The following is a 20790-nucleotide window of genomic DNA, read 5'->3' as shown; positions in this document are numbered from 1 at the left end:
GAGATCACCGGGCGCACCCTGCCGGCTCAGCGGTAGGAATCGGCGAGCGCGTCGAGCGAGTCGACCAGTTCTGCGCTCGCCTTGCCCTTCCGGGCGGCGTTCTCGAGCTGCGCGATGATCGCGCGGCTCGACGCGGAGGTCGACTCGAGGTGCTGCGCCTGGGCGAGGTGCCCCCGAACCTGCTCGGCCGCCGCCGCGGTGATCTCGCCGAGGGCCTCGGCCCGATCGACGTGCCACTCGGCGTTGTCGAAGCCGGGGCCGTCGGGCTCGAAGGCGATCGTGTAGGTCTCGCCCACGGTCGTCTCGAACGAGATCTCATCGGAGCCGTCGGCCGCCACCGCCACGAGCCTGCCGTCGGAGTCCTTCACCGTGGTCTCCGCGATGCCCGGGTGGTCGCCGACGAAGGTGCCGCCGTTGCGTGCGGTCACCTCGAAGCGCGTCGCCTCGCCGTCGCTCCAATCCATGCCGATCACGAAGTTGCCGCGAGCCACGAGGCCGTCGACACTGCCGTCCTTCCATGCGCTCGGCAGCGCCGGGAGGAACTGCGTGTAGCCGAGCTGGCTCTGCACGAGCATCTCGGTCATACCCGCGGTGAGACCGAAGTTGCCGTCGATCTGGAACGGCGGGTGGGAGTCCAGCAGGTTGTCCATCAGCCCGTTTCGGTTTCCGGACAGCATCGCCCGCACCATCGAGTAGGTGTCCTCGGCGAGGCCGGTCCGGGCGTACATGTTGATCTTCATCGCCTTGGACCAGCCCGTGCCGTTCAGGCTGCGCTGCTCGAGTGAGGTGATGGCGGCATCCATCCACTCGGGAGTGTCCTTGCTGATCAGCGTGCCCGGGAACAGCCCGACGAGCTGAGAGGTGTGGCGGTGCACCGAACCCTGGTTGGCGGAGCCCCCTGCTCCGAAGTTCCAGATGCTCTCCTCCGGCAGGTCGCCGGCTTGCGCCTTGCCGAGCGAGGTCTCCTCGTACCACTCCTTCACCTGGCCCTGCTGCCCGATGGCGATGGGGTCGAGCTGCGACTGCTTGTCCTGCCACACGGTGCGCAGCTCGGCGTCGACGCCGAGCTTCTCGGAGGCCTCGATCGCCATGCGATAGAGCTCCCACACCAGCGACTGGTCGTAGGCGGTGCCGACGGCCGTCGGGCCGTGTTCGGCCGAGACGCCCGGGGCCACGGTCAGCCGCTGCTGGTACGGGCTGTACCAGAGGTACTCGTTCCAGAACTCGGCCATCTCCTTGAGCATGGGATACGCCGTGTCTCGCAGGTACGCCTCGTCACCCGTGAAGAGGTAGTAGTCGTAGAGGTTCTGCATGGCCCACGACGATCCGCCGACGTTCCACCCGTACTCCTGCGAGCCGATTGGGGCGGTGTGCCCGAACGGGTTGACCTGCGTGTTGATGAGGAATCCGTTGCCCGATCCGATCGGCGTGTTCACGAAGTCCTCGGTCTTCACCGCTGCCGATCGTTCGGCCGTCAGGCGCCCCGGGATCACGAGCGACTCGACGTACTCGTTGAAGGGCACCTGCGTCTCGGCGAGGTTGGTGGTCATCGCCGGCCAGTAGTTCATCTGGACGTTGACGTTGAAGTGGTAGTCGGCGCCCCAGAAGGCGTTCGCGCTGCCGATCATCCAGAGGCCGCAGAGGTTGGTGGGAAGGTCTCCGATTCGCGAGCCGGCGATGCTGAGATAGCGGCCGAACTGGTACGCCAACTGGTCGACCGCCAGATCGTGCTCGCCGGCGCGGTAGTCGCGCATCAGCTCATCGGTCGGGATGTCGGGCACCGTCGCGCCCACGTCGAAGCTCACCCGGGAGAACAGCTCCTGGTAGTCGGCGAGGTGACGTTCGAGTACGGCGTCGTACCCGTCTGCCGTGGCGGAGTCCACACGCTGGGTGAGTTCAGCGTGCGGGTCCTCGCCCCGGTACGTCGGGTACTCGTTCTCGTAGTCCGTCCCGGTGGAGTAGACGAGCGTCACCTCGTCGGCGGCGGTGACCGTCAGCGTGCGGCCGTCGCTGCTCGTGACCGTTCCGCCCTCGTTCTCGAGCTTGAGCTGCATCTCGGCGCGCATCTGGTTGTCGACCACCTGCCCGGCGAGCGTGATCCGCTTCTCGTCCGCGTCGGCCGTCGCCGAGGTGGTCAGGCCGCTCGCCGCAGCGGTCGACGTCGTGAAACTGAGCCTTCCCGGCTCGGACGCGGTCAGGCGGACCACCGCGACCTGGTCGGGGTAGCTCACGAAGTACTCGCGCTCGTAGTGCACGCCCTCGTGGTCGAAGTTCACGGTCGAGACCGCAGTGGTGAGGTCGAGGTCCCTGACGTAGTTCGACGCGGAGTCGTCGGTGATTCCTGCTGTGCCGAAGTCGAGGTAGAGATCGCCGAAGTCCTGGTACATGCCCATGCCGCCCGTGTTGCCGAACATGAGGTTCGTGAGCTGGCGGTTGGCTCCGGTGGTGCCGGTGGCTGGGAGGCCGAAGACGTTCGTCGCCTTGTCGTCGAGCGCCTGCCGGTACGCCTCGAGCTGCTCCGGCGTGAGCGCGGTGGCCTTGTTGCCGCCGAGGTAGGTTCGGCCGGCGACAGGTCCGCCTCGCCACAGCGTCTTCTCGTTGAAGTGCAGACGCTCGCGCCCGGGGTTGCCGAACGCCATGAGGCCGGTGGTGCCGTTGCCCTGCACGAGCGCCTGGTTCTCCCAGTCGGTGACGGGTGCGGTGTACCACATGCGCAGTGCGTCGCTGCCGGACTCCGCGGCCTGCGCAGTCGGCGAGGACTCGGTCATCGGTGAGCCGAGGGCACTCGGAGCGGTGATGGTGGAACCCAGCAGCGGCAGCGCGATGAGCGCCGCCAGTGCAGGGAGGACTCTATTTCGAAGGAACATGCCGACCTTTTCACGGGTGTCGATCCGCGGCGCTCCGGCCCACCCGCTCGTCTTCCGAGCCGGCGGGCACGTTCGTACAGAGCTCGCGTGATCAGCTGATGGCGGCCGATGGAACTCTGCGAGAGATCTGATGATTCATCGTGGTTTCGCGAACCCCATTGGCCTCGAAACGTGCAACTTCTGCTGTGAGTATGCCGGAACACGCGGGCTGGCGTCAATGAAACGAGGTGGTTCGATCCGTTAAAGATCGGATGTGTCCGTCGTCACGGGCGCCTCGACCCGACATGCCGCAGCGACGTCGGCGAGTGGTATCCGGTGCGCAGAGCGGCGGCGCGCCTGAAGCCGCGAGCCCCGCCTCAGCCCCGCGGCTCGTACCGTACCGGCTCGAACGCGCGTGCGACGAGTGCGCGCAGCGACTCGAGGTCGCCCGAGGCGAAGCCCTGCGCCCGCGCCTGCACGAGCACGTTGCCGATGGCGGTCGCCTCGACGGGGCCGGCGAGCACGGGCAGGCCCGAGCGGTCGGCGGTGCGCCGGCAGAGCAGCCGGTTGAGGGCGCCGCCGCCGACGATGTGGATCGTCTCGACCTCGACGCCCGAGAGCGCGGCGGCGTCGCGCACGGCGTCGGCGAAGGCCTGGGCCAGGCTCTCGATGATCGAGCGGGCGAACTCGGCCCGGGTCTGCGGGGCGGCGAGGCCGTGCTCGGCGCACCACTCGGCGATGCGGCCCGGCAGGTCGCCCGGTGCCATGAACCGCGGGTCGTTCGCGTCGAACACGGGCATGGGGCGGTCGACGGCGGCCGCGGCATCCAGCAGCTCGCCGAGGGCGATCTGCGAGCCGTCTCGTTCCCACCAGCGCACCGATTCGCTGAGCAGCCACAGCCCCATGACGTTGTGCAGGAACCGTACCCGGCCGTCGACGCCGCCCTCGTTCGTGAAGTTGGCCTCGCGTGCCGCCTCGCTCGTGACCGCCTGCTCGAGCTCGACGCCGACGAGGCCCCAGGTGCCGCACGAGATGTACGCGGCCGACTCGGCCCGCATCGGCACGGCGACGACGGCGGAGGCCGTGTCGTGCGAGCCGACGGCGACCACCTCGACGCCGTCGGGTGCGCCGAGCTCCGCGGCGACGGCGGGGCGCAGCGGGCCGATCGCGGCTCCGGGCGACACGAGGGGCGGCAGCAGGGATGCCTCGAGCCCGAGCCGCTCGATCAGCTCGAGGTCCCACTCGCCGCTCGCGACCCCGAGCAGCCCGGTGGTCGACGCGTTCGTGCGCTCGGCCACCATGGCGCCCGTGAGCTGGAAGGCGATCAGGTCGGGGATGAGGAGGAGCGTGTCGGCGAAGCCGAGCCATCCCGTCTCTTGCTCGGCCGCGAGCTGGTAGACGGTGTTGAACGGCAGGAACTGCAGGCCGTTGCGGCGGTAGAGCTCGTCGAACGGCACGACCGCATGCACCCCGTCGACGGCGCGGGCGATGCGCTCGTCGCGATAGTGGAACGGCTCGCCGAGGAGGCGGCCGTCGCGCAGCAGCCCGTAGTCGACGGCCCATGAGTCGACGCCGATCGAGGCGATGCCGGGCTCGCGGCGGAACGCCTCGGCGAGGCCCTGCGCGAGGTCGCGGTGGAGGCCCGTGACATCCCAGTGCAGCCCGGACGCCAAGCGGACGGGGCCGTTCGCGAAGCGCGCGACCTGCTCGAGCTCGAGCCGTTCGGCCGCCTGGTCGACGTGGCCGACGACGACCCGGCCGCTCGTGGCGCCGAGGTCGACCGCGGCGACCGAGCCCGCCGCACCTCGCCCGCCCGCCGCCGGGCCGCCGCCCGTCGTCATCGCAGGAACGCGGCGGCGACGCCGGAGTCGACCGGGATGTGGAGGCCCGTGGTGCGGCTGAGCTCGGGACCGGTGAGCACGTACACCGCGTCGGCGACGTTCTCGGGCACGACCTCGCGCTTGAGGATCGTGCGGTTGGCGTAGAACTGGCCGAGGTCCTCCTCGTTCACCCCGTAGGTGGCGGCGCGGTTGGCGCCCCAGCCGCTCGCGAAGATGCCCGAGCCGCGCACGACGCCGTCGGGGTTGATGCCGTTGACGCGCACGCCGTGCTCGCCGAGCTCGACCGCGAGCAGTCGCACCTGGTGCGCCTGGTCGGCCTTCGTCGCCGAGTAGGCGATGTTGTTCGGCCCGGCGAAGACGGAGTTCTTCGAGGAGATGTAGATGATGTCGCCGCCGAGCCGCTGGTCGATGAGCACGCGCGCTGCCGCCTTCGACACGAGGAACGAGCCCTTGGCCATGACGTCGTGCTGCAGGTCCCAGTCCTTCTCGGTGGTCTCGAGGAGGGGCTTCGAGAGCGAGAGGCCCGCGTTGTTCACCACGAGGTCGACGCCGCCGAACGCGAGCACCGCCTCGTTCAGGGCGGCCTGCACCGCGTCGGCGTCGGCGACGTTCGCGGCGACGCCGATCGCGACGTCGCTCGAGCCGAGCTCGGCGGCGGCGGCCTGCGCCTTCTCGAGGTCGAGGTCGGCGACGACGACGCATGCGCCCTCGGCCGCGAGCCGGGTCGCGATGGCCTTGCCGATGCCGCTCGCGGCGCCCGTGACGAGGGCGATGCGGCCCTGGTGGGTCTTGGGCTTCGGCATCCGCTGGAGCTTCGCCTCCTCGAGCGCCCAGTACTCGATGCGGAACTTCTCGGCGTCGGAGATGGGGGAGTACGTCGAGACCGACTCGGCGCCGCGCATCACGTTGATCGCGTTGACGTAGAACTCGCCGGCCACGCGCGCGGTCTGCTTGTTCGCGCCGTACGAGAACATGCCGACGCCCGGCACGAGCACGATGAGCGGATCGGCGCCGCGGATCGCGGGGCTCCCGGCGGTGGCGTGGGCGTCGTAGTACGCCTGGTAGTCGGCGCGGTACTCGGCGTGCAGCTCGTGCAGGCGGGCGAGCTGCTCCTCGACCGTCGCGGTCGCGGGCAGGTCGAGGATGAGCGGCTTGACCTTCGTGCGCAGGAAGTGGTCGGGGCAGCTCGTGCCGAGCGCCGCGAGGGCCGGGGCCTTCTCTCTCGCGAGGAAGTCGAGCACCACGTCGCCGTCGGTGAAGTGGCCGACCATGACCCGGTCGTGCGAGGCGATGCCGCGGATCGTCGGGGCGAGGGCGGCGGCGCGCTCGCGGCGCTCGGTCTCGGGCAGCGCCTCGTAGCCGGCGCGCACGCCCCCGAAGGGCTGCGCCTCGCCGTGCTCGGTGAGGTAGGCGGCCGCGGTGTCGATGATCCAGAGCGAGTTCGCCTCGGCCTCGTCGGAGGTGTCGCCCCACGCGGTGATGCCGTGCCCGCCGAGGATGCAGCCCACCGCCTGCGGGTTCGCGGCCTTGATCTCGGCGATGTCGAGCCCGAGCTGGAAGCCGGGGCGCCGCCACGGCACCCACACGACCTTCTGCACGCCCGCGGCGTCGGTGAAGATCTTCGCCGTCAGCGCCTCGCCGTCGGCGGCGGTCGCGATCGCGATGCCCGAGTCGGGGTGCAGGTGGTCGACGTGCGCCGCGTCGACGAGGCCGTGCATGGCGGTGTCGATCGACGGGGCCGCGCCGCCCTTGCCGTGCAGGCAGTAGTCGAACGCCGCGACCATCTCGTCTTCGCGGTCGACGCCGGGGTAGACGCCCTTCAGCGCCTGCAGCCGGTCGAGCCGCAGCACCGCGAGGCCCGGCTCGGTGAGCGTGCCGAGGTCGCCGCCCGAGCCCTTCACCCACAGGAGCTCGACGGGCTCGCCGGTGACCGGGTCGGTCTCGGTGCCCTTGGCCGAGGTGTTGCCGCCGGCGTAGTTCGTGTTCTTCGGGTCGGCGCCGAGGCGGTTCGACCGGGCGATGAGCGCTGCCGCTGCGGGGTTCGTCATGATCACGCCCCCCAACCGGCCTGCACGCCGCCGACGCGGTCGTCGGCGATCCGCGCGAGGTAGCCGGATGCCGCGAACGCACGCATCGGGTCGGCCGGCAGGCCGCGCGACTCGCGCCACTCGGCGAGGGCGGGGCGCACGTCGGTGTAGAAGGCGTCCATGAAGACGCGGTTGGCCTCGAGCACGTCGCCCGAGACCTGCGCGGCGCGCAGCGCCTCGGCATCGACGAGCAGCGCGCGGGCGGTCATCTCCTGCACGTTGAGCACGGAGCGGATCTGGCCGGGCACCTTGTCCTCGACGTTGTGGCACTGGTCGAGCATGAAGGCGACGTCGGGGTGGTTGAAGCCGCCGCCGCGGATCACCTCGAAGATGATGCGGAACAGCTGGAACGGATCGGCCGCGCCGACGATGAGGTCGTCGTCGGCGTAGAAGCGCGAGTTGAAGTCGAACGAGCCGAGCTTGCCGAGGCGAAGCAGCTGCATGACGATGAACTCGATGTTCGTTCCGGGCGCGTGGTGACCGGTGTCGAGGCAGACCATGGCCTTCTCGCCGAGCGCGGCGACCTGGGCGTAGCTCGTGCCCCAGTCGGGAACGTCGGTGTGGTAGAACGCGGGCTCGAAGAACTTGTACTCGAGCACGAGGCGCTGCTCGTCGCCGAGACGGGCGTAGATCTCCTGCAGCGACTCGTGCAGGCGGTCCTGCCGGCCGCGCAGGTCGGCCTGGCCGGGGTAGTTCGAGCCCTCGGCGAGCCAGATCTTCAGGTCGCGGCTGCCGGTGGCGTGCATGATGTCGATGCACTCGAAGTGGTGGTCGATCGCCTTCCGGCGCACCGCCGCGTCCTCGTGCGTGAGGGCGCCGAACTTGTAGTCGTCGTCCTGGAAGGTGTTCGAGTTGATCGTGCCGAGGGCGACGCCGTGGTCTTCGGCATGGCGCTTGAGCGCCTCGTAGTCGTCGACGCGGTCCCACGGGATGTGCAGGGCGACCGTCGGCGCGAGCGCGGTGTAGCGGTGCACCTGCGCGGCATCCGCGATCTTCTCGAAGGGATCGCGCGGGGTGCCCGGCGTCGCGAACACCTTGAAGCGCGTGCCCGAGTTGCCGAACGCCCAGCTCGGCAGCTCGATGGCCTGCGCGGCCAGCTGCGACTGGATCTCGGGGGTGAAGGTGGTCATGTCGTGTCGCTCTCTTCGGTCGATCGGATGCCGCGGGGCGGCGCTGTTCGTGTGGCTGGTCCGGCTCGCGGTCAGGCGCCTGCGGAGGCCGGGGGCGCGGCGTCGAGTGCCGCGAGCTGGTCTTCGAGGTGGAACACCTCGGGGAGTCTGGGTGCGCCCTGGTCGGGCCGGTCGCCGTCGAGCGCGACGAAGAACGGGGCCATCTCGGCCTCCCACGCGGCGGTCCGCGGGTCGGCGGCGAGCGCCGCCTGCGCCGCGGCGTCGTCGTCGGTCTCGTAGTAGCCGATCAGCAGCCCGTCGGGTCGCAGGAAGAGCGAGTAGTTGCGGCGTCCGGCGGCTTCGATCGCCCGAAGCATCTCGGGCCGGACGGCGGCGTGGCGCTCGCGGTACTCGTCGAGCCGGGCGGGGTCGACCTGCAGCTGGAACAGGACGCGCTCGGGGCGCGGTGCGGTGTTCATCGGTCGTCCTCCGTTCAGGGGGTGAATCGTTTCAAGATGGGCATGGGGTCGAGCGTGTGGCATCCGCTCGATGCGGCGGACGCGGAGGGCGCAGGCCGGTCGGCTGTGCGGCCGACCTGCGCCCTCTCATGGCGATCCCGTTCCCGTCGACTGCTTAGAAGTCGAAGTCGCCGATGTTGTCGGCGTTGAACACGTAGGGGTCGCCGAGCAGCACGACGCCGTCGGCGCCGACCTCGTAGTCGCCGAGCTTGCCGGCCTCGAACGAGTCGCCCTCTTCGCCCGTGATCTCACCCTCGATGAGGGCCTTCGACGCGTACGCGGCGAGGTAGCCGAGGTCGGCCGGGTTCCACAGCGCGAACGCCGTGACGGTCTCGTCCTCGACGTACTCGCGCATCTGGTTCGGCGTGCCGAGGCCGGTCAGCGCGACCTTGCCCTTGTACTCCGAGGTCGAGAGGTAGCGTGCGGCGGCGGCGATGCCGACCGTCGTGGGCGAGATGATGCCCTTGAGGTTCGGGTGGGTCTGGAGCAGCGCCGCGGTCTTGTCGAACGAGGTCTGATCGTCGTCGTCGCCGTAGACGGTGTCGACGAGCGTCACGTTCGGGTGGTTCGCCTCGAGCTCCGCCTTCATCAGGTCGATCCAGGCGTTCTGGTTCGTCGCGTTCGCCGACGCCGACAGGATCGCGATCTCGCCCTCGTCGCCGATCTGCTCGGTGATGAGGTCGACCTGCACCTTCGCGATGCCCTCCGCGGTGGCCTGGTTGATGAACAGGTCGCGGCAGTCGGCGTTGGTGTCGGAGTCGAAGGTGACGACCTTGATGCCGGCGTCGCGCGCCTCGTTCAGCGCGTCGCAGATCGCCTCAGGGTCGTTCGCCGACACCGCGATCGCGCCGACGCCCTGCTGGGTGAGCGTGTTGATGTAGCTCACCTGCGCGTCGGGCGTGGCCTCGGCCGGGCCGACCTCGGCGAAGGTGCCGTCGAACTCGCCGATGGCCTCCTTCGCGCCCGCCGACGAGGTGTCGAAGTACGGGTTGCCGAGGTTCTTCGGCAGGAAGGTGATCGCGAGGTTGGCGGAGTCGCCGCCGCTCGAGTCGCCGCCGTCGCTGCCGCTGTCGACGGCGCATCCGCTCAGTACCAGCGCTGCGGTCGCGACGACCGCGGCCAGCGCGCCGGCGCGGGTCTTCTTCTGAAACATCGTTGTTCTTCCCTTCATCGGATGAGGTCGACGAGTGATCGCCTCGACGGCCCGCGCGGCCCGGTCAACCTGCTGTGGAGGCCTCGACGCGCGGTGTTCCACCTGGTGCCTTCCGGCGCTTGCGCAGCCAGACCAGGAAGCTGGAGGTCACCACCGAGAGCACGAGCAGCGCCCCGGTGATGATGTTGATGACGTCGCTGGTGACGTTCGCGAGGCGCAGCGCGCTCGAGAGCACGCCGATCAGCAGCACGCCGGCGATGACGCCGTGGATCGCGCCGCGGCCGCCGAAGACCGAGACCCCGCCGAGCACGACGGCGGCGATGACCTGCAGCTCGAGCCCGGTCGCGTTGTCACCGCGCGCGCTGCCGAACCGCAGCGTGTAGAAGATGCCCGCGAGCGCCGACACGAGGCCGGCGAGCATGAACAGCACGAACTTCGTGCGCTCGACGTGCACGCCCGAGAAGCGCGCGGCGGCCTTCGACAGTCCGATCGCGTAGATGCCGCGACCGAACGGCGTGAAGTGCAGCAGCACGATGAACACGACGAGGAGCACCAGGAACACGAACAGCACGACCGGCACGTTGCTGCCGCCGACGCGCGCCTTGGCGAGGTCGGTCCAGAAGTCGGGGAAGTCGGTGATGGCGGTCGTGCCGAGCAGGCCCACCGCGAGGCCGCGGAAGAGGGCGAGCGTGCCGATCGTCACCGCGAGCGAGGGCAGCCCCACGACGGTCACGAGGAACCCGTTGATCGCGCCGCACACGGCGCCGGCGACGAGCGCCACGACGGCAGCGAGCTCGAACGGCAGGCCGCCTGCGGTGAGCACGCCCGTGAGCACGCTCGAGAGGCCGACGATGCTCGCGACCGACAGGTCGATCTCGCCCGTGATCATGATGAGCGTCATCGGCAGCGCGATGAGCAGGATCGGCATCACGTCGAGCAGCAGGTAGGTGACCGTGATCGGCTGGCCGAAGCCGCGCACGGTGGCGGTGGCCACGACGGCGACGACGATCACGAGGGCGACGATCGCCATCTCGCGGGTGAGGAGCACGCGCTGCCAGAGCGGGCGGTCGTAGTCGCGGTACGTGCGCGCGATGGCGGCGGCCGCGGTGGTGGTGGCGGTCATCGCTCGTCCTCCCTCGCCTCGAGGAGCTTTCGTTTCTGACGGACGGCCAGCACGCGGTCGAGCACGATGGCGCCGATGATGAGGGCGCCGACGACGGCGCGCTGCCAGAAGTCGGGGATGCCGAGGATCGGCAGGGCCCGGTTGATCGTGAGCAGCAGCCAGGCGCCGATCGCGGCGCCCCAGACCGAGCCGACGCCGCCGGTGATGGCGACGCCGCCGATGACGGCCGCGCCGACGGCGTCGAGCTCCCAGCCCGCGCCGGCCTGCGAGTTGATCGTGCCGTAGCGGGCCGCGTAGAGCACCCCGGCGAGGCCGGCGAGCGCACCCGAGGTCGCGAACGCGATGAGCAGGCGCCGCGTCACGCGCAGGCCGTAGAGCTCGGCGGCGGCGGGGTCGGAGCCGATCGCGTAGAACTCGCGGCCGCCGCGGGTGTTCTTCATGATCCAGCCGGTCACGGCGAGCACGACGACGGCGATGATCGTGAGGATCGGGATCCAGAGGATCTGCCCGGTGCCGAGCGCGAGGAAGTCCTTCGGCAGGTCGGAGGCGTTGATGCGGTCGCTGCCCGTCCACAGCACGTTGATGCCGCGGTATGCGTAGAGCGTGCCGAGCGTGATGACCATGGCGGGCACCTTCGCGAACGCCACGAGCGCGCCGTTGACGAGGCCGAGCAGGCCGCCGAAGACGACGGCGATCACGAACACCGCGACGATCGGGATGCCCGGCAGGTCGATGAACAGGCGACCGGTGAGGTAGGCCGACAGGCCGAGGATCGAGCCGACCGAGAGGTCGACGTTGCGCGTGATGATGAGTATCGCCTGCCCGATCGCGACGAGCACGAGGATCGCCGGGGTGAGCAGCAGGTCGCGCCAGCCGTCGGCGCTGAACAGGAAGTTCGGGTTCGCGACGGTCGCGGCGAGCACGACGAGCGCGAGCGCGAGCAGGATGCCGAACTCGCGCACCGCCCCGATGGCGTGCAGCCGCTTGGTGACGGCGGTCTTCTCGATGGTGGCGGTCACTGGTGGGCTCCCTGGGCGTGGGTCGCGGCGAACATGACGTTCTCGCTGGTCGCGTCGTCGCGATCGATCTCGGCGGTGATGCGGCCCTCGCGCATGACGAGCACGCGGTCGGCCATGCCGAGCACCTCGGGCAGTTCCGACGAGATCATGAGGATGCCCATGCCGCGCCCCGCGAGCTCGGAGAGCAGCCGGTGCACCTCGGACTTCGTGCCGATGTCGATGCCGCGCGTCGGCTCGTCGATGATGAGCACCTTCGGCTCGGTGGCGAGCCACTTGCCGAGCACGACCTTCTGCTGGTTGCCGCCCGAGAGGGTTCCGGCGACGGTCGAGAGCGCGTTCGTCTTGACCTCGAGCCGGCTCGCCCACTCCTTCGCGGCGCGGTTCTCCATGCCCGAGGTGATGAGCCCGGCCTTCGCGATCGTCTCGCGGATGGCGAGCGTCACGTTGCGGGCGACGGAGGACTCGAGCACGAGTCCCTGCTTGCGGCGGTCCTCGGGGACGAGTGCGAGGCCGGCCCGCATCGCGGCATCCGGCCGGTTCTTCGGGATCGGCCGACCCGACAGCCGGACCGTGCCCTCGTCGTAGCCGTCGACGCCGAAGACGGCGCGGGCGACCTCGCTGCGGCCCGCGCCGACGAGGCCGGCGAGGCCGACGATCTCGCCCGCGCGCACGGTGAAGGAGATGTCGTGGAACAGCGGGCTCGAGAGGCCCTCGATCTCGAGCAGGGGCTCGCCGATCTCGGCCTCGAGCTTGGGGAAGAGCTCGGTCACGTCGCGGCCGACCATCTGCCGCACGAGGTCGTCGACCGTCGTCTCGGAGATCGGCGTGGTCGCGATGTAGGAGCCGTCGCGCATGACCGTGACGGTGTCGCAGAGCGCGAAGACCTCGTCGAAGCGGTGCGAGATGAAGAGGAGGGCGCGGCCCTCGTCGCGGAGGCTCCGGGCGATCTGGAAGAGGCGCTCGACCTCGACGCCCGAGAGCGCGGCGGTCGGCTCGTCCATGATGAGCACGCGGGCGTCGAGCGAGACCGCCTTCGCGATCTCGATGACCTGCTGGTCGGCGATCGAGAGGCCCTCGGCCGGACGGTCGGGGTCGATGCCGACGCCGAGCCGGGTGAAGAGCTGTTCGACCTCGTGCCGCATCGCCTTGCGGTCGATGCGACCCCAGCGGCTGACGGGCTGGCGGCCCATGAACACGTTCTCGGTGACCGTGAGGTCGGGGAAGAGCGTCGGCTCCTGGTAGATCACCGCGATGCCCGCGGCCTTGGACTGCGCGGTCGAGGTGAAGTCGACCGACTCGCCGTTGAGGCGCAGGTCGCCGGCGTCGCGGCGGTAGAGCCCGGCGACGATCTTCACGAGCGTCGACTTGCCTGCACCGTTCTCGCCGATGAGGGCGTGGATCGAGCCTCGCTCGAGGCGAAGGCTGCCGGAGCGCAGGGCCACGACGGCGCCGAACGACTTCGCGACGGCGTCGAGTTCGAGCATGGGCGGGGTCGCCGCAGGCACGGGCGGGGTGTCCGCCGACGTGCGCGGGATGTCCGTCACGGGGCCTCCTCGTCGAGGTGGGAGCGGGGGGATCGCTCCGCGGTGCAAGCGTGGGAATGAATCGATTCAAAATCGATCCATGGTCACTGTAGAGTCATGCGGGGCGGATGGTCAAGTCGGATCGAGTCACGGTTTTGAAACGAATCAATCCGCGTGCCCGACGCCCCGGGAATCGATGCCATGATCGAATCGGTTCAACGCCGTCCGGCTCGTGCGGGCGGTGCGACATGAGGAGGAGCGGCAATGGCAGTCAGTGTTCGCGACGTCGCGGCCGCTGCATCCGTCTCGGTGGGCACCGTCTCGAACGTGCTCAACCGCCCCGACCGCGTCGCGCCCGCGACCGTCGAACGAGTGCAGGCCGCGATCGAGGAGCTCGGCTTCGTGCGCAACGACGCGGCCCGCCAGCTGCGCGCCGGGCGCAGCCGCTCGATCGGCTTCGTGGTGCTCGACGTGCGCAACCCCTTCTTCACCGACGTCGCCCGCGGCGCCGAGACGCGCGCGGCCGAGGCGGGGCTCACCGTGCTCCTCGGAACGAGCGACGAGAACGTCGACCGCGAGCGCGTCTACGTCGACCTCTTCGAGGAGCAGCGCGTGCACGGGGTGCTGATCTCCCCGCTCGCCGACGACCTGCCGCGGCTGCAACGGCTGCGCGAGCGCGGCACGCCCGTCGTGCTCGTCGACCGGCAGGCGCACGACCGCAGCTTCTCGTCGGTCGCCGTCGACGACATCGCCGGCGGCCGCCTCGCCGCCGAGCACCTGCTCGGCATCGGGCGGCGGCGCATCGCGTTCGTGGGCGGCCCCGCGAGCATCCGCCAGGTCGCCGACCGCCTCGAGGGCGCCCGCCGTGCGGTCGCGGAGGTGCCCGGCGCCTCGCTCGAGGTCATCGCCACCGAGAGCCTCACCGTGCTGCAGGGTCGCGCCGCCGGGGAGTCGATCCGCGCCCGGCCCGCCACCGAGCGGCCCGATGCCGTGTTCGCGGCGAACGACCTGCTCGCGATGGGCGTGCTGCAGGCCCTCGTGATGCGCGGCGACGCCCGGGTGCCCGGCGACATCGCGCTCATCGGCTACGACGACATCGACTTCGCCGCGGCCGCGGTGGTGCCGCTGTCGTCGATCCGGCAGCCCGCCGCGCTCATCGGGCACACGGCCGTCGACCTGCTGCTGCGCGAGGCCGACGACGCCGGCTTCAGCCCCGAGCAGGTCGTCTTCCAGCCCGAGCTCGTCGTGCGGGCCTCGACGGCGGGCTGAGGCTGCGTCGTCGTTCTGCTTCGGGTGGCGGGGCGGCCCCGCTTTCAGCGGCTCGACAGCATCAGTGGGCCGAGTCGCGCCCGGGCTTCTCCGGATGTGCCGGGCGACGGATCTGCTGGAGGGCCCGAGGGTCGGCGCGTCATGAGTGCTGCGGGAGGTCGGGCTCGAGCAGGATGAGCGCGCCGGCAGGTCGCCTGTGCGGGGTGCCGACCGGCTCGTCCTGCTCAAGCCCGACTTCGACCCCGTCTCCGCCCCGACTCCGACACGGAGTCCGACCTCGGACCCCGCCGAGCGCCCCGGACCCCGGCTCAGCCCGCGGTGTGCGACTCCTCGCGCACGGCCGGCACCGAGCCCGCCGGCAGCACCTCGCGCACCGTCACGACGACGAGGGCGACGAGGAGGGCGAGCACCGCGACATCCGCGGCGATGTAGGCGTAGTGCGCCCAGTCGGTGCCGGGCGCCTCGGAGCCGGCGATCACGAGGTCGCTGCGCCGGTTGAGCACGGGGCGGATGACGAGGATCTCGACGAGGTAGACGAGCCAGGTCGATCCGAGCAGCACGAGCGGGGTGCGGCCGGCGCGCGGCCGGCGAAGGCTCACGAGCGTGAGCACGGCGAGGGCCACACCGGTCAGCACGTTGAGCGCGGTGAACACGAGGCGGCCGATGCCGAGCCCCAGCGGGATGGTGATGCCCGGCGCCTGGAACTTCAGCGGCGCCTCGAGGAACGAGATCGCGACGATCGCGCCGATGAGGAAGGCGGGCAGCAGCAGGCGGAGGGCGAGCGTCGCGCGGGACATATTTCTACACTACGTCGAAAAACTCGGGTGGGATGCCCCGCTACGGCGCCGACTCGCGTACGACGAGCCGGTACGGCGCCTGTTCGACGCGCGGCGGCGCGTGCGGGTCGTCGACGAGTCGCAGCACGGATGCCACGGCGAGACGTGCGAGCTCGGTGAGATCGGGGGCGATGCTCGTCAGGGACGGTGCGGCGAACGCCGACTCGGGGGAGTCGTCCCACCCGATCACCGCGACCCTGCCGGGCACGTCGACGCCGGCCTCGCGGAACGCGCGCAGCGCGCCGATCGCGAGCAGGTCGTTCGCGCAGACCAGGCCGTCGAGGCCGTCGAGGCCGTCGAGCCCGCCGCCCGCGAGCAGGGCCCGGATCCGGGCGTACCCCTCCTCGCGCGAGTAGTCGCCGTCGGGCGAGGCCGGATCCCACGGGGAGACCTCGAGGACGTGGTGCGGCTTCGCCTCGAGTCCCGCCGCGCGCAGCGCCGAGCGGAAGCCCTCGAGCCGGAGGTCGGCGGCCGCGGCGCCGACCGAGGCATCCGGAACCGTGCCGAGGAAGCCGAGCGTGCGCCGGCCCGACGCGAGGAGGTGCGCCGCGGCATCCCGCGAGGAGGTGACGCTGTCGACGACGACGCGATCGACGCGCGCGGCGCGGATGCGCTCGCCGAGCACGACGAGGGGCGTGCGCCCGCGCGCGGCGACGAGCTGCGCGTCGTCGAGCGACATCGGGCTCAGCAGGATGCCGTCGGTGAGGAGGGTCTGGAACCCGGAGGCCGCGCGGAGCTCGCGTTCGGGATCGCCGTGCGTCTCGTCGACGACGACGTCGTACCCGACCCGCTCGGCGGCGCCGACGACGGCGTGCGCGAGCTGGGCGAAGTACGGCAGCGACAGGAACGGCACCGAGAGCGTGATGAGGTTGCTGCGGCCGACCCGGAGCTGGCGCGCGGCCAACTGGGGCCGGTAGCCGAGCTCGGCGATCGCGGCCTCGACCCGTTCCCGCGTCGGCCCGCTGACCGGCACGCGCCCGTTGATGACGTTCGAGACGGTGCGGTACGAGACGCCGGCGATCGCCGCGACGTCCCGGAGCGTCGGGCCGGCCGAGCGGTGTCCGGGGCGTGCCCGGCCACCCAGCCGGCCCCCGCGGCCCGCTTCGTCCTGCCCGGTCACCAGCGGTTCCTCACGTCCTCGGCCCAGCCGAGCAGCCCGTCGACGGCGACGCGCTCGCCGCCGGCGTCGACCCAGCCCGAGTAGTGGCCGAAGCACTGGTGCCCGTGCGAGCCGAAGACGACGAGCTCGGTGGCACTCACCCGGTCCCAGAAGGGCTCGAACCGCAGATCGGCGTGCTCGCCGCGGATGCGCCACGGCGCGAGCCAGTCGTGGACGTCGTAGTCCCAGTCGAGCTCCTCGCTGATCTTGTGCAGTCTCCCGTCGACGACGACGGCGTTCTCGGTCGAGCCGGTGCCGTCGGTCCACTTGCCGCCGAGCTGCAGGCCGATCGTGCGGCCGTCGACGATGCCCGAGGCCGCGCCCCAGTTCCAGATCATCGTGTACGGCCAGCGCCCGCGGCCGTGGTCGAGCACCGCCCAGCTCTCGCCCTCGGGCAGCTCGATGCGCTCGACCGAGCCGTCGTCGTCGCCGTCGTCGTCGCCGCCGTCGCCGCCGAGCTCGAGCCACCCGGTCGCGGGGCGCGCGACGTCCTTCACCGTGTACTGGAACCGGCGGTCCGACCAGGGCACGACGACGCCGAGGCTCTCGTGCCCGGCGGGCCGGTGCGCGACGAGGTCGAGGCGCACGCCCTCGGCGGTGCCGCGCAGGCGCGTTCCCGCGCCGTCGGGCAGTTCTTCGAGGTCGATCTCGATCGCCGAAGTGCGGGCGCGTGCCGGCCCGTCGCCGAGCGAGGCGGGCAGCGTCGCGCTCGAGCCGAGCGGGGCGATCGCCGAGCGGTCGATCGTCGACCCGTCGCGGCGGTCGTGCACGAGGATCGCGTGCACCGCCGCGTAGTCGATCGATGAGACGGTCAGCGCGATGAGGTGGGTCGGGGTGGTGATCGCCCAGTACTCCCAGCGCTTGTTGCGGCCCCACACGCGGCGGCCGTCGATGCCCGAGGTGTCGTGCAGCGGCGTCCGCGTCCAGCCGACGGCGTCGCGGTTCAGGCGGCCGTCGGGCCCGCAGAGGGCGACGGGGGCGGTGAGCTCGCGCTCGACGATGGTGCGGGCCATGGGGTTCCGTTCTCGGGTGGTCAGCGGGTGGGGTGGGCGGCGACGGGCGGGCTCGAGGATGCCGCGCCCGCCCCCGTGACGGCGTCGAACTCGGCGAACAGCTCGTCGAGGACGCCGCGCACGCGGTCGGCGTCGACCTTCACGACCGTGCGGTCGGCGGTGAGCAGCCCGTTGAGCTCGTCCTCGACGTCGGAGAGCTGCGTGTAGACGATGCCCGACAGCCCCGCGCCGATCGCGGGCAGGACCTCGTCGCGGTGCAGCTCGACGAAGCCGTCGGTGAGCGCGTCGATGCTGCGGTAGCGCCGGTAGCCGAACTCGCGCGGCCCGAACTCGTGCCCGGGCAGCCGCAGGCTGTAGCCGCCGTACTCCGAGACGACGACGGCGCGCCCGTCGCGGCCCCAGCTGCGCTTCGGCTTCAGCTTCCGGAAATACACGTGCAGGCTCTCAAGGTCGCCGCCGCGCTGGTCGTGCCATCCGCTCGCATGGTCGATGACCCGGTCGGGGTCGATCGCGCGCACCCGTTCGACCGCGTCGAGCGCGTCGAACTGGCCCCACCCCTCGTTGAACGGCACCCAGACCACGACGCTCGGCGAGTTCCTCAGCAGTCGCACGGTCGCCTCGAGCTCGGCGGTGAACTCGGCGCGCCCCGCGGCATCCTGCCGGCCGAACCGGCGATGCCGGCGGTCGTCGAGCCGCAGCGGCAGCTTCACCGGCAGCGTGATGACCGCAGGGTCGTACCGGCGGCCCCCGTTCACCATGTCCTGCCAGACGAGCAGCCCGAGCCGGTCGCAGTGGTGGTACCAGCGCAGCGGCTCGATCTTGATGTGCTTGCGCACCGCGTTGAAGCCGAGCTCCTTCATGCTGCGGAGGTCGTGCAGCATCGCCTCGTCGGAGGGCGGCGTGTAGAGCCCGTCGGGCCAGTAGCCCTGGTCGAGCACCGCCGCGTGGAGGACGGGCTCGCCGTTGAGCACGAGCCGCGGGCGGCCGAAGGCGTCGGGCGCGACGCCGACCGAGCGCATGCCCACGTAGCTCTGCACGACGTCGTCGCCGAGGCGCACCTCGACGTCGTGGAGGAACGGGTCGTCGGGGGTCCAGCGCCGGGCGCCGGGCACCGGGACGGTGAGGGTGCGGCCGGCCGGCCCCTCGGTCCGGGCGATCTCGCGTCCGTCGGCGCGCACGATGACGGTCGCGAGCGGGGTGGCCGCGCTCGGCGAGTCCCTCGCGTCCGTCGCGGCATCCGATCCGGGCCCGGATGCCTCGACCACGACCTCGATCGTCTCGTCGTCGAGCCTCGGGCGCAGCACGAGCTCGCGCACGTGGAGCGCGGGCACCGACTCCATCCAGACGGTCTGCCAGATGCCCGACTGCGCGGTGTACCAGATGCCGCCGCGCTTCAGGGCCTGCTTGCCGCGCGAGTGGTACGAGGTGTCGCTCGGGTCGACGACGTCGACCGTGAGCTCGTGCTCGGCGCCGTCGGCGAGAGCCTCGGTGACGTCGATCGAGAACGGCAGGTAGCCGCCCTCGTGGGCCCCGACCTCGACCCCGTCGACGAAGACGCGGCAGCGCTGGTCGACCGCGCCGAAGTGCAGCAGGGCCCGCCCGATGAGGAACCCCTCGGGCAGGCGCACGGTGCGCCGGTACCAGAGGTGCTCGCCGGGCTGCAGCTGCCGCCCGACGCCCGAGAGCTCGGCCTCGGGGGAGAAGGGCACGAGGATGCGGCCGTCCCAGTCGGCCGGCCGGCGGTCGTCGGCGGTGAACGCGTGATCCCACCAGCCGTTGAGGTTCAGGTGGCTGTCGCGGGCCAGCTGCGGGCGAGGGTACTCGGGCAGCACTGCGTCGGGGTCGAGGGCGTCGGCCCAGGGGGTGCGGCGGCTCACGCGCGGGTCTCCTCGGCGGCGTCGGCCCCGGCGTCGGCCCCTGCCCCGGCCCCGGTGTCGGCGCCGGCGGGATCGGGTGCGGCGGCACGCCGCAGCACGCGCGTCCGCAGCGCGGCGAGCACCGGCACGGCGACGAGCACGAGCGCGGCGACGGGGAAGATCTCTGGGCCCGGCACGGGGTGCTCGCGCCCGAGCTCGACGTAGCTGTGGGCCGCGCCAGAGATGACGGCGGCGCCGATCGCGGGGCCGATCACCATGGGCAGCATCACCGCCATGATCATGCGGGCGCCCTGCACGCCGCCCGCCCGGTCGGCGGGCGTCTGGTCGCGCGTCATCGCCGAGACGGCGGCGATCGAGGCCATCATGCCGGCCATCATGAACGTCGCCGCCACGATCACCCAGGCGAAGTCGCGCACGAAGGTCATCGCGACGAGGCCGGCGACGAAGACGCCGACGGCGGGCAGGAGGAAGCGCTCCTTGCCGACGCGATCCATCACGCGCCCGCCGACGACGCTGAGCGCCGAGGCGAGGACGAGCACGATGCCGAGCGCGATCGCCGAGGCCTCGAGCGCGAGCGAGTAGCGCAGGTAGATGAGCACGAAGGGGATGAACACCTGCGAGCTGATGCCGATCACGCACCAGATCGCGAGGGTGAGGAAGAGCGCGGGCTCGCGCCGGACGGTGGCGGGACGCAGGCCCTCGACGACCGCCCGCAGCACGTGCTGCTCGCGAGGGGCGACGCCCCGGTCGCGGACGAGGAACCAGGCGACGACGCCCGTGACCGCGGTGACCCCGCCGACGAGGGCGAAGAAGGCCGGCCACTGCCCGGCCTGCGTCATCGGGTCGAGCAGCACGAAGACGAGCAGCATCGCGACGAGCGGCATCGTCGCGAGCCATCCGTCGACCCGGCCGCGATTCGCGGGCACCGTCGAGTCGGTGACCCACGCGGCGAAGGCCGCGTCGTTCGCGCCCGAGCCGATGAAGCTCATCACGCAGTCGAGCGCGATGATCGCCACGACGGCCCCGATCAGCACGGGGGCGGCCTCCGCCGCGGCATCCGGGGCGCCGACGAGGCCGAACGCCGCGGTGACCGCACCCCAGGCGAGGTAGCCGCCCGCGACGAGCTCGCGTCGGCGGCCGAGCCGGTCGGACCAGGCGCCGACGATGAGGGTGGCCACGGTCGCGGCGATCGCGCTCGCGGCGACCATCCACGCGATGACGCCGGGATCGGTCGAGACGGTCTCGTAGACGAACAGGTTGAGGTACATGTTCTCGATCACCCAGGCGAGCTGGCCGACGAGGCCGATCAGGATGATCGCGGCCCAGGTGCGGGGGCCGAGCGCGGGGGCGGTCGCGGCGGCGTCGGTCGGGATGCCGCGGGGCGGGGTTCGGGTCGTCATCGTCCTCAGCTCGCTGG

Annotated in this window: 15 protein-coding genes; 1 reads left to right on the top strand and 14 read right to left on the bottom strand. The window is 71.4% G+C overall.

Going from position 1 to position 20790, the window contains the following annotated elements; all coding sequences use genetic code 11:
* Positions 1-26: 26 nt before the first annotated feature.
* The 9 genes from ACFVSL_RS04145 to ACFVSL_RS04105 form a co-directional block, all read right to left on the bottom strand.
* Positions 27-2768, bottom strand: coding sequence for a glycoside hydrolase N-terminal domain-containing protein (locus ACFVSL_RS04145; RefSeq protein ID WP_386938742.1), 2742 nt, complete (start codon positions 2766-2768; stop codon positions 27-29).
* Between the two features lie 455 nt (positions 2769-3223).
* The gene (locus ACFVSL_RS04140; protein ID WP_386938740.1) at positions 3224-4687 is read right to left on the bottom strand and encodes a rhamnulokinase family protein; all 1464 of its coding nucleotides are present in this window, start codon (positions 4685-4687) and stop codon (positions 3224-3226) included.
* The gene (locus ACFVSL_RS04135) at positions 4684-6735 is read right to left on the bottom strand and encodes a bifunctional aldolase/short-chain dehydrogenase (protein ID WP_386938738.1); all 2052 of its coding nucleotides are present in this window, start codon (positions 6733-6735) and stop codon (positions 4684-4686) included. Before ACFVSL_RS04135 ends, ACFVSL_RS04140 begins: the two co-directional genes overlap by 4 nt.
* Before the next feature lie 2 nt (positions 6736-6737).
* Positions 6738-7904, bottom strand: a complete 1167-nt coding sequence (gene rhaI / locus ACFVSL_RS04130) for an L-rhamnose isomerase (protein WP_386938736.1) — start codon at positions 7902-7904, stop codon at positions 6738-6740.
* Positions 7905-7975: 71 nt separating this feature from the next.
* Positions 7976-8362, bottom strand: coding sequence for an L-rhamnose mutarotase (locus tag ACFVSL_RS04125; protein WP_386938734.1), 387 nt, complete (start codon positions 8360-8362; stop codon positions 7976-7978).
* A 154-nt stretch (positions 8363-8516) separates the two neighbouring features.
* The gene (rhaS, locus tag ACFVSL_RS04120) at positions 8517-9554 is read right to left on the bottom strand and encodes a rhamnose ABC transporter substrate-binding protein (RefSeq protein WP_386938732.1); all 1038 of its coding nucleotides are present in this window, start codon (positions 9552-9554) and stop codon (positions 8517-8519) included.
* 64 nt (positions 9555-9618) lie between these two features.
* Positions 9619-10677 carry an ABC transporter permease gene (locus ACFVSL_RS04115; RefSeq protein WP_386938731.1) on the bottom strand — a complete coding sequence of 353 codons (1059 nt, stop codon included), beginning with the start codon at positions 10675-10677 and terminating at the stop codon, positions 9619-9621.
* Positions 10674-11696 (bottom strand): ABC transporter permease, encoded by a 1023-nt coding sequence (locus ACFVSL_RS04110; RefSeq protein ID WP_386938729.1) that lies wholly within the window; start codon positions 11694-11696, stop codon positions 10674-10676. Before ACFVSL_RS04110 ends, ACFVSL_RS04115 begins: the two co-directional genes overlap by 4 nt.
* Positions 11693-13180, bottom strand: a complete 1488-nt coding sequence (locus ACFVSL_RS04105; RefSeq protein WP_386939314.1) for a sugar ABC transporter ATP-binding protein — start codon at positions 13178-13180, stop codon at positions 11693-11695. The genes ACFVSL_RS04110 and ACFVSL_RS04105 overlap by 4 nt, the downstream gene beginning before the upstream one ends.
* A 303-nt stretch (positions 13181-13483) precedes the next feature.
* On the opposite strand from ACFVSL_RS04105, the gene ACFVSL_RS04100 reads away from it, so the two are divergent.
* The gene (locus ACFVSL_RS04100; RefSeq protein WP_386938727.1) at positions 13484-14488 is read left to right on the top strand and encodes a LacI family DNA-binding transcriptional regulator; all 1005 of its coding nucleotides are present in this window, start codon (positions 13484-13486) and stop codon (positions 14486-14488) included.
* Positions 14489-14796: 308 nt separating this feature from the next.
* Here ACFVSL_RS04100 and ACFVSL_RS04095 read toward each other — a convergent pair whose 3' ends face one another.
* Genes ACFVSL_RS04095 through ACFVSL_RS04075 form a run of 5 tightly spaced genes read right to left on the bottom strand, consistent with a single transcriptional unit; the run spans position 14797 to position 20773 of the window.
* Positions 14797-15285, bottom strand: coding sequence for a hypothetical protein (locus ACFVSL_RS04095; protein WP_386938726.1), 489 nt, complete (start codon positions 15283-15285; stop codon positions 14797-14799).
* A gap of 40 nt (positions 15286-15325) precedes the next feature.
* Complete coding sequence (locus ACFVSL_RS04090) at positions 15326-16444, bottom strand: LacI family DNA-binding transcriptional regulator (protein WP_386938725.1); 1119 nt, start codon at positions 16442-16444, stop codon at positions 15326-15328.
* Complete coding sequence (locus tag ACFVSL_RS04085; protein WP_386938724.1) at positions 16441-17496, bottom strand: DUF2804 domain-containing protein; 1056 nt, start codon at positions 17494-17496, stop codon at positions 16441-16443. Before ACFVSL_RS04085 ends, ACFVSL_RS04090 begins: the two co-directional genes overlap by 4 nt.
* Positions 17497-17516: 20 nt before the next feature.
* Positions 17517-19373: a glycoside hydrolase family 2 protein gene (locus ACFVSL_RS04080; protein ID WP_386938723.1), complete on the bottom strand. Its 1857-nt coding sequence runs from the start codon at positions 19371-19373 to the stop codon at positions 17517-17519.
* Positions 19370-20773: an MFS transporter gene (locus ACFVSL_RS04075; protein ID WP_386938721.1), complete on the bottom strand. Its 1404-nt coding sequence runs from the start codon at positions 20771-20773 to the stop codon at positions 19370-19372. The genes ACFVSL_RS04080 and ACFVSL_RS04075 overlap by 4 nt, the downstream gene beginning before the upstream one ends.
* Between the last annotated feature and the right edge of the window lie 17 nt (positions 20774-20790).

This window comes from Agromyces sp. NPDC058064 (assembly GCF_042885275.1).
Classification (GTDB): domain Bacteria; phylum Actinomycetota; class Actinomycetes; order Actinomycetales; family Microbacteriaceae; genus Agromyces.
Note: the sequence above shows the minus strand (reverse complement) of the source record. Positions and strands in the feature narration are given on the sequence as shown.

Bases quoted from the DNA above. Each gene is read 5' to 3' on its own strand.
- ACFVSL_RS04145 (WP_386938742.1), bottom strand. From the start codon at position 2,768: ATGACCGAGTCCTCGCCGACTGCGCAGGCCGCGGAGTCCGGCAGCGAC.
- ACFVSL_RS04140 (WP_386938740.1), bottom strand. From the start codon at position 4,687: ATGACGACGGGCGGCGGCCCGGCGGCGGGCGGGCGAGGTGCGGCGGGC.
- ACFVSL_RS04135 (WP_386938738.1), bottom strand. From the start codon at position 6,735: ATGACGAACCCCGCAGCGGCAGCGCTCATCGCCCGGTCGAACCGCCTC.
- rhaI (WP_386938736.1), bottom strand. From the start codon at position 7,904: ATGACCACCTTCACCCCCGAGATCCAGTCGCAGCTGGCCGCGCAGGCC.
- ACFVSL_RS04125 (WP_386938734.1), bottom strand. From the start codon at position 8,362: ATGAACACCGCACCGCGCCCCGAGCGCGTCCTGTTCCAGCTGCAGGTC.
- rhaS (WP_386938732.1), bottom strand. From the start codon at position 9,554: ATGTTTCAGAAGAAGACCCGCGCCGGCGCGCTGGCCGCGGTCGTCGCG.
- ACFVSL_RS04115 (WP_386938731.1), bottom strand. From the start codon at position 10,677: ATGACCGCCACCACCACCGCGGCCGCCGCCATCGCGCGCACGTACCGC.
- ACFVSL_RS04105 (WP_386939314.1), bottom strand. From the start codon at position 13,180: ATGCTCGAACTCGACGCCGTCGCGAAGTCGTTCGGCGCCGTCGTGGCC.
- ACFVSL_RS04100 (WP_386938727.1), top strand. From the start codon at position 13,484: ATGGCAGTCAGTGTTCGCGACGTCGCGGCCGCTGCATCCGTCTCGGTG.
- ACFVSL_RS04095 (WP_386938726.1), bottom strand. From the start codon at position 15,285: ATGTCCCGCGCGACGCTCGCCCTCCGCCTGCTGCTGCCCGCCTTCCTC.
- ACFVSL_RS04085 (WP_386938724.1), bottom strand. From the start codon at position 17,496: ATGGCCCGCACCATCGTCGAGCGCGAGCTCACCGCCCCCGTCGCCCTC.
- ACFVSL_RS04075 (WP_386938721.1), bottom strand. From the start codon at position 20,773: ATGACGACCCGAACCCCGCCCCGCGGCATCCCGACCGACGCCGCCGCG.